This is a genomic window from Arthrobacter sp. Y3225116, from assembly GCF_059091245.1.
Genome location: NZ_JBNHGL010000134.1, coordinates 1 through 7,957, shown reverse-complemented (window position 1 = coordinate 7,957; position 7,957 = coordinate 1). Strand labels below are relative to the sequence as shown.

Genomic DNA, 7,957 nt, shown 5'->3' with positions numbered 1-7,957 from the left:
GCCGGCCGTGCGCAAGCTGCGCGGCACGCTCCCCCGCTGACCGCCCCGCGGATCCGCCCCGGGACGAAGAGAGGAAAACCCCGCACCGGCTCGGGCCGGTGCGGGGTTTTCCTTCTCCGTGCGGTGCGGTTCGCTAGAGCTTCCGCTCGAAGCGGTCCCACTTGTATTCCTGGTGCTCGCCCTCGACGATGCGGATCGTGCCCGATTTGGAGCGCATCACGATCGACTGCGTCAGGACCTTGTGGTTCTTGTAGCGGACGCCGCGCAGCAGGTCGCCGTCGGTGATGCCGGTGGCCACGAAGAAGCAGTTGTCGCTGGTGACCAGGTCATCAGTGGTCAGGACCCGGTCCAGGTCGTGGCCGGCGTCGATGGCCTTCTGCTTTTCCTCGTCGCTGGTGGGCCAGAGCCGGCCCTGGATCACGCCGCCCAGGGACTTGATGGCGCAGGCGGTGATGATGCCCTCGGGGGTGCCGCCGATGCCCATCAGGACGTCGACGTCGGTGCCCTCGCGGGCGGCCGCGATGCCGCCGGCGACGTCGCCGTCCATGATGAACTTGGTGCGTGCGCCGGCGGCGCGGATTTCCTCGACATACGGCTTGTGCCGGTCGCGGTCCAGGATCATCACGTTGATCTGGTTGACCTTCTTGTTCTTGGCCTTGGCGATCAGGTGCAGGTTCTGCTTGATGGGCAGCCGCAGGTCCACCAGGTCCGCCGCTTCGGGCCCGGTGACCAGCTTCTCCATGTAGAACACGGCCGAGGGGTCGAACATGGTGCCGCGCTCGGAGACGGCCAGCACGGAGAGCGCGTTGTTGATGCCCAGGGCCGTCAGCCGGGTGCCGTCGATCGGGTCCACGGCGACGTCGCACTCGGCGCCGGTGCCGTCGCCGACCTTTTCGCCGTTGAACAGCATCGGGGCCTCGTCCTTTTCGCCCTCGCCGATGACGACCACCCCGTTGAAGCTGACGGTGGACAGGAACGCGCGCATGGCGTCCACGGCGGCGCCGTCGGCGGCGTTCTTGTCCCCGTAGCCGACCCAGTGGCCGCCGGCGATCGCCGCGGCTTCGGTGACGCGCACCAGTTCCAGCGCCAGGTTTCGGTCCGGCTCGTTGTCGCCGACCCGCATGGACGGCGGAAAGTTGGAAAAGGGGTCAGCCTGGGCTTCGTGGGACACTTCGACCTCATCTTCGAGTAGCTCTTCAGACAGCACCGGCTGCGGTGCCGTGATGGATGCATCTGCGGTGCGGACATCTTCCATTGCTTTCGATCATAGTCGTCGCCGCCCCGGGGGCCAGCGCGAGGACCGCGCGGACCGCCCTCCCGTGCCGCGGGCGTGTGCGCACAGGGGCGGGCATCTGAGATCATGGAACGGTGAGTGAAGCGCGTCCCGAAGAATCGACCGAGTTGCCCGTCAAGCCAGTGCTGACGGCCAAGCAGGCCAACCGCGCGAAGGCCCCGGTGGTCGGCATGCTGATGGCTGTGGGACTCTCCCTCGCCGTGCTGCTGCCGGTGATGTTCCTGAACCCGGGCAGCAAGCCCGACGTCTACGAACGTAATATTGACGTCCCGGGGGTCGCCCTGCAGGCCGAATCCACGGCCGGTTACCTGCCGCTCGCCGTCGACCTCCCGGCGGGCTGGACGTCCAACTACGCCCGGTGGAATACCGGGGGAACCGCGCAGGTGGCGGCGTGGGAAGTCGGCTACATCACGCCGGGCGAGGAGTACATCGGACTGATCCAGACCGACAAAGCAAACCCCACCTGGGTCGGCCAGACAACCGACAACGCGCCGGTCACCGGCGACCGCGAAGCGGGTGCCACCTGGGAACTGCGCGACGCCGGCGCGGGCGAGCGCAGCCTCGTGCTGGAGCACGGCGGATTCACCGTCATCCTGACCGGCACCGCGGAGCTGGACGAATTCGATGTCCTGGCCACCGCGATCGTGGAAGACCTGGACGGCAAGTAATCCCGCCCCGACACGGAAACCGGTGCGCGGGCCGGGACGCACGAAGCAGTAAGGTTGCTTCGTGCCCACCTCATTGACCCCCGCCCAGGCCTGGCAAAAACTCATCGACGGCAACGCCCGCTTCGTGGCAGGCACGTCAGTCCACCCGAACCAGGACGCCGCCCGGCGCAGTTCGCTGGTCAACGAGCAGCATCCGTTCGCCATCATCTTCGGCTGTTCCGACTCCCGGCTGGCTGCCGAGATCATTTTCGACCTGGGACTCGGCGATGCGTTCGTGGTCCGCACCGCCGGCCACGTCCTCGGTGACGCGGTGATCGGATCGCTCGAGTACGGCGTGGATGTGCTCAACGTTCCGTTGATTGTCATCCTGGGCCACGACAGCTGCGGCGCCGTGACCGCGGCAAAAAACACGATAGACACCGGTGAAATGCCGCGCGGCGGCCTGCGGGACCTCGTGGAGCGGATCACGCCGTCGGTGCTGGCCGCCCGGCGTGCCGGCCTCGAGGACCTCAACGACATGGTGATCGAAAACGTGCGGCAGTCTTCCGAACGCCTGCTGGACAGTTCGCGGGCCATTTCGGAGGCGGTCGAGGCCGGCCGCACGGCCGTCGTCGGCGTCGCCTACCGGCTGGCGGACGGCCGCGCCGAGCTTGTCGCAGGGCACGGAGCCCTTTAGCGACGCACCGGGCGGGACGCCCCGCCCGGTGGCCGCAGGCCCGGTCGGCGCCGCGTCATCCAAGCCGCCGCCGTGCCGCAACACAATTCGGAACCGGTGCGCCGCAGGCATAAGCTTGGAGCCATGACTTCTGCTGATTCTGCTGAATACCGCATCGAACACGACACCATGGGCGAGGTCCGTGTTCCGGTCAACGCCCTCTACCGTGCGCAGACCCAGCGCGCCGTCGAGAACTTCCCGATCTCCGGCAAGACGCTGGAGCGCGCCCACATCGAGGCCCTGGCCCGGATCAAGAAGGCTGCCGCCACCGCCAACGCCGAACTGGGCGTCCTGGACGGCGAGCTGGCCAAGGCCATCGCCGCGGCGGCGGACGAAGTAGCCACGGGCAAGTACGACGGCGACTTCCCGATCGACGTTTTCCAGACCGGTTCCGGCACCTCGTCGAACATGAACACGAACGAGGTCCTGGCCGAGCTGGCCACCCGTGCGCTGCGGGACGCCGGCAGCGACAAGACGGTCCACCCGAACGACCACGTCAACGCCTCGCAGTCCTCCAACGACGTCTTCCCGACCTCGGTGCACGTGGCCGCCACCTCCGCCCTGATCAACGAGCTGATCCCCGCACTGGACTACCTGGCCGCTTCCCTGGAGCGCAAGGCCGAAGAGTTCAAGGACGTGGTGAAGTCCGGCCGCACCCACCTGATGGACGCGACGCCGGTCACCCTCGGGCAGGAATTCGGCGGCTACGCCGCCCAGGTGCGCTACGGCATCGAACGCATCGAAGCATCCCTGCCGCGCGTGGCCGAGGTTCCGCTGGGCGGCACCGCCGTCGGCACCGGCATCAACACCCCGGCCGGCTTCCCGCAGCGCGTGATCGAACTGCTGGCCGCCGACACCGGCCTCCCGCTGACGGAGGCGCGCAACCACTTCGAGGCGCAGGCCAACCGCGACGGCCTGATCGAGGCCTCCGGCCAGCTGCGCAACATCGCCTACGCGTTCATGAAGATCAACAACGACCTGCGCTGGATGGGTTCGGGCCCGAACACCGGCCTGGGCGAGATCGCCATCCCCGACCTGCAGCCGGGTTCTTCGATCATGCCCGGCAAGGTCAACCCGGTGATCTGCGAGGCGGCGATCATGGTTGCCGCCCAGGTCGTGGGCAACGACACCACCATCGCCTTGTCCTCCACCAACGGCGCCTTTGAGCTGAACGTGGGCATCCCGGTGATGGCCGCCAACCTGCTCGAGTCCATCCGCCTGCTGGCGAACACCTCGCGCGTCATGGCGGACAAGATGATCGACGGGCTGACCGCCAACGTGGAGCGCGCCCGCTTCCTGGCCGAGGCCTCCCCCTCGATCGTGACCCCGCTGAACAAGTACATCGGCTACGAAAACGCCGCCAAGATCGCCAAGCACTCGGTCCAGGAAGGCCTGACCGTGCGCGAGTCCGTCATCGCCCTCGGCTTTTTGGAGCGCGGCGAACTGACCGAAGAGCAGTTGGATTCTGCGCTGGACGTGCTGTCCATGACCGTCCCGCCGCAGGCCAAATAGCAGGCCGGTCCTTCGCGGATCCTGAAGGGCGCTCTTGCTTCGGCAGGGGCGCCCTTCAGCGTGCACGGTGCCGCCGGCCGCCGCTCACATGGGCCGGATCGGCGTCAGGAAGGGGCCCTGCTGCCTTTTTTGGCCCCGACCGGCTGAAACGATTGCCTTGGAGCTTGAACCGACGGCCTCCGGGACTAGGATGAGCGCACACGTCCCCGTGGACGGCGGATGAACGGCCCATCCCGGGCCGCCCGCCGGCCCGTCGGGGACCCGGTGGAAGAGTGTCCAGGAGGTCTCCGTGATTGGCGATTCGCAGCCCCCGTCCCTGGCGACGGCCGACTATTCCCTGCCCGGGCAGCCGAAGACCACCGGACGCTTTATCGTCGTCTTTTACGGCCCGGCCGAGGAATGTGCCGGTATCCTGGCCGACGCCGCCGGCCTGTCGAATGTCGCCGACAGCCGCGATTTCGGCACCCGCGGAGTGGACCCGGACACGGCCTCCGGCGCCGACGCGACGGTCTTCGCGAACCTGGGCATCGCCGTCGTCGCCGCCGGTCCGGACCAGATCAGTTCGCTCCAAGTCAGTAACGCCGCCCGGCACCGTGTCCTCTCGGTCTCGCCGGAACTCATCCACGACGTGCTGGGCCCGGCCGATGACTACGCCGCCGGCTACCGCGACGGCGTGACCGACCTGTCCGGCCGGCTCGCCGCGCGGCGGCACGAGCGCTACGAAGCGGGCCCCGCACCGGCGGGCTTCGCCGACAACAACAATTTCACCTGGGGTCAGCAGGCCACCAGGGCCGTCTCGTCGCCCTATTCGGGGCAAGGCGTGCGCGTCGCCGTGCTGGACACCGGGTTCGATGAGGCGCATCCGGATTTTGCCGGACGCAGCATCACCAGCGCCTCCTTCATCCCGGGCGAGCCGCCGCAGGACGGACACGGCCACGGCACGCACTGCATCGGGACCGCGTGCGGCCCCAAGGCCCCCGGCACCGGCCCGCGCTACGGCGTGGCCTACGAAGCGGAGATCTTCGCCGGCAAGGTGCTCAGCAACGCCGGTTCCGGGACCGACGCCGGCATCCTCGCCGGGATCGACTGGGCCGTGGGCAACGGCTGTGCCGTCATCTCCATGTCCTTGGGAGCCGACGTCGCACAAATCCACCCGCCCTACACGGCCGCCGGGAGCCGGGCGCTGGAGCAGGGTTCCCTGATCATCGCCGCCGCGGGAAACAACGCCGACCGCCGGAAGGGCGAGTTCGGGTTCGTCGGCGCCCCGGCGAACAGCCCGTACATCATGGGGGTAGCCGCGCTGGACCAGGCCCTGGAGGTCGCGTTCTTTTCCGCCCGCAGCCTTCCCCTGCGCGGCGGGCAGGTGGACTGCGCCGGTCCCGGGTTCCAGGTGTATTCGTCCTGGCCCATGCCGAAGCGTTACAACACCATCAGCGGCACCAGCATGGCGACGCCCCATGCCGCCGGCGTGGCGGCCCTGTGGTCAGAGGCTACCGGCCGGCGCGGCCTGGAACTATGGGCCACCCTGGTGCAGGAAGCGGAGCGGTTGCCCGTGCCCTCCGTCGACGTCGGGGCGGGGCTGGTATTTGCCCCGCAGTGACCCGCTTCCCCCGGGAGGGGGCGCCGGACCTATCATGGGGGTATGCAGATCACCGTGACGGTGCGCCACGACTACCTTTCCGATACCGGGCGGATTGCCGAGCAGTTGGCAGCCGGCGGCATGCGGGTGGAAAACGTGTTGTCCACCTTGGGCATGATTACCGGTTCATTGCCGGAGGGACAGCGTGCCGCTGTTGCCGGAATCGAGGGCGTCGAGTCCGTGGACGAAGACCGGCAGTTCGTCCTGCCGCCTCCCGACTCCGACATCCAATAGGCTCAGCGGACAAATTCCGGGACTCCCCCGGCCCGCAAGGCCGCCTTCAGCCGGGCGCGATGGTAGTCGGTCAGCTCCGGCAGCTCGTCCAGCCCGAACCAGCCGACCTCGGACGACTCGTCGTCGTTGACCCGCGCTTCGCCGCCCACCTGCCGGCACCGGAAGGTCAGCGTCAGGAACTGGGCCCGGTCCCCGTTGACGAACTCCATCGGACCGCCCGCGTGGACCTCGGCCAGGTGCTCGACCTCGGCAACGACGCCCGTTTCCTCCCAGACCTCGCGCACCACGCCCGCGGCGGGCTGCTCCCCCGGGTCCAGGATTCCGGTGATCAGCGTCCACCGCCCGTTGTCGGCGCGCCGGCCCAGCAAGACGCGGTTGCGCCCATCCAGCACCACCGCTGTGACACCGGGCAACCAGAGCAGGTCGTGGCCGATTTTGTCGCGCAACCGGAGGATGAAGTCGGGAGTAGGCATGGACCTAGGCTACGTCGGCAGCAGCAGCGCCGCCCACGCGCCGGCGATCATGAACGGCCCGAACGGAATGTCGCTGTGCAGCGACCCGCGCCGCAGCACCACCAGCAACACCCCGTACGCGCCGCCCAGCAGGAAGGCCGCGAACGTCCCCAGCAGCAGGTGTTCAAACCCCAGGTAGCCCAGGTACATCCCCAGCACCCCGGCCAGTTTGACGTCGCCGAATCCCATGCCGGCTGGATAAATGAGCCGGACGGCGAAATAGAAGACCCAGAGCAGTGCGCCGCCGGCCGGCACCCGCCAGAACATGCCGGCTTCGTAGCCTCCGAGGGAGGCCGCAAGCAGCAGCACCCCGGAGACCGCGTAGGCCGGGAAAACAATGCGGTTCGGCAGCCGGTGCGTCCGCAGGTCGATCCAGCTCAGCCGGGCTCCGATCACCAGCAGATAGCCGCCGGCGGCCAACAGCATCCAAAACGCGAATGCACGGCCGGGCCACAGCAGCGCCAGTTGCTCGACCATGGACCCAACCTACTGCACCCGCCTGATCCCCGGGAGCCGGCGGCTACACTGTGGATATGAACGGCGGGAGCGTGCTCAAGACCGGCGACGCCGCCGGCAACGCGGAGATCTTCAGGTGCCTCTGCCGCTCTTCTCCGTGGAAGTGGGAATCGCTGCGGTTTGAGCTCCGGGCCGTCGACCCGGATGCGCCGGAGCCGGACGCTTCCGGCGGCATGCTGCGTGCGTGGACCCGGCGCCCCGGAGCGCTTCGGGTCGAGTCGGCCGACGGCAGGCTGCTGTACAGCACCACCGGCATTAACGATTCCCGGGACGGTTTCTACGTCAGCGCGACACGCAAGTCGTGGCTGTTGCCTCCGCATCTGGTGACGCCGGTATTCAACGACCTCCATCTGGTGCGCCGCCGGCCGGAAGCCGCCTACGGTGAGCCGGTCTTCGGCAACGGGCGCTGGTCCGCGATGCTGGATCCCGTCGAGCTGGCCGGCAACGCGCCGGTGGCCTACGAGGCGCCCTTCGCCAACCCCGTGGAGATCCATGAACTGCGCGAGGTCGAGCACCAGGGCCGGAGGGCGCTGGAGGCGGTCGTCTCGCCCAACCAGACGTATGTACCGTACGACGCCGGCCATCCGCTGCTTCCCGAGGGCCGCACCGAGGTGCGGGTCGACTGGCGGACCGGCGTCTGTGTTTCCGCGGTGGCCATGGACGGGCCCCAACAGGGCGGCGGTCATTCGTTGACCATCCTCGGGGTGGACGAATACATGCTCGACGACCTGTTCCTCGAGGTCAGCATGAACCTCACCGACGTGCGGGAGCACATTCCCTGGCCGGTGCGCCCGCATCCCGCCTGAGGGCGCGGCGGAGCGCGCCGGCGCCACCAGGCCCGGACGTCCGGCCAGCACCGGCGTCAGC

At 68.6% G+C, this 7,957-nt stretch carries 9 protein-coding genes; 6 read left to right on the top strand and 3 right to left on the bottom strand.

Annotation, left to right across the window (positions count from 1 at the left end):
- Positions 1-133: 133 nt before the first annotated feature.
- The gene (gene glpX / locus AC5RV2_RS12095; protein WP_494068294.1) at positions 134-1,123 is read right to left on the bottom strand and encodes a class II fructose-bisphosphatase; all 990 of its coding nucleotides are present in this window, start codon (positions 1,121-1,123) and stop codon (positions 134-136) included.
- Positions 1,124-1,368: 245 nt separating this feature from the next.
- On the opposite strand from glpX, the gene AC5RV2_RS12090 reads away from it, so the two are divergent.
- The 5 genes from AC5RV2_RS12090 to AC5RV2_RS12070 all read left to right on the top strand — a co-directional run bounded on the left by AC5RV2_RS12090 (position 1,369) and on the right by AC5RV2_RS12070 (position 6,062).
- Positions 1,369-1,962: a DUF4245 domain-containing protein gene (locus AC5RV2_RS12090; protein ID WP_494092529.1), complete on the top strand. Its 594-nt coding sequence runs from the start codon at positions 1,369-1,371 to the stop codon at positions 1,960-1,962.
- 61 nt (positions 1,963-2,023) lie between these two features.
- Positions 2,024-2,638, top strand: a complete 615-nt coding sequence (locus tag AC5RV2_RS12085; protein WP_493978642.1) for a carbonic anhydrase — start codon at positions 2,024-2,026, stop codon at positions 2,636-2,638.
- A gap of 123 nt (positions 2,639-2,761) precedes the next feature.
- Positions 2,762-4,189, top strand: a complete 1,428-nt coding sequence (locus AC5RV2_RS12080) for a class II fumarate hydratase (protein WP_493978641.1) — start codon at positions 2,762-2,764, stop codon at positions 4,187-4,189.
- Positions 4,190-4,478: 289 nt separating this feature from the next.
- Complete coding sequence (locus tag AC5RV2_RS12075; protein WP_494092528.1) at positions 4,479-5,789, top strand: S8 family serine peptidase; 1,311 nt, start codon at positions 4,479-4,481, stop codon at positions 5,787-5,789.
- A gap of 42 nt (positions 5,790-5,831) precedes the next feature.
- On the top strand, positions 5,832-6,062 hold the full coding sequence (locus AC5RV2_RS12070) for a hypothetical protein (RefSeq protein ID WP_494068208.1): 231 nt from the start codon (positions 5,832-5,834) through the stop codon (positions 6,060-6,062).
- 2 nt (positions 6,063-6,064) lie between these two features.
- Here AC5RV2_RS12070 and AC5RV2_RS12065 read toward each other — a convergent pair whose 3' ends face one another.
- Together AC5RV2_RS12065 and AC5RV2_RS12060 are read right to left on the bottom strand one after the other, a co-directional pair.
- Positions 6,065-6,535 carry an NUDIX hydrolase gene (locus AC5RV2_RS12065; protein WP_494092527.1) on the bottom strand — a complete coding sequence of 157 codons (471 nt, stop codon included), beginning with the start codon at positions 6,533-6,535 and terminating at the stop codon, positions 6,065-6,067.
- A gap of 9 nt (positions 6,536-6,544) precedes the next feature.
- A complete protein-coding gene (locus AC5RV2_RS12060) occupies positions 6,545-7,051 on the bottom strand; it encodes a prepilin peptidase (protein WP_494092526.1) in 507 nt (168 codons plus the stop codon).
- 56 nt (positions 7,052-7,107) lie between these two features.
- Here AC5RV2_RS12060 and AC5RV2_RS12055 point away from each other — a divergent pair, with 56 nt between their 5' ends.
- On the top strand, positions 7,108-7,896 hold the full coding sequence (locus AC5RV2_RS12055; RefSeq protein WP_494092525.1) for a hypothetical protein: 789 nt from the start codon (positions 7,108-7,110) through the stop codon (positions 7,894-7,896).
- The last annotated feature ends 61 nt before the right edge of the window (positions 7,897-7,957 follow it).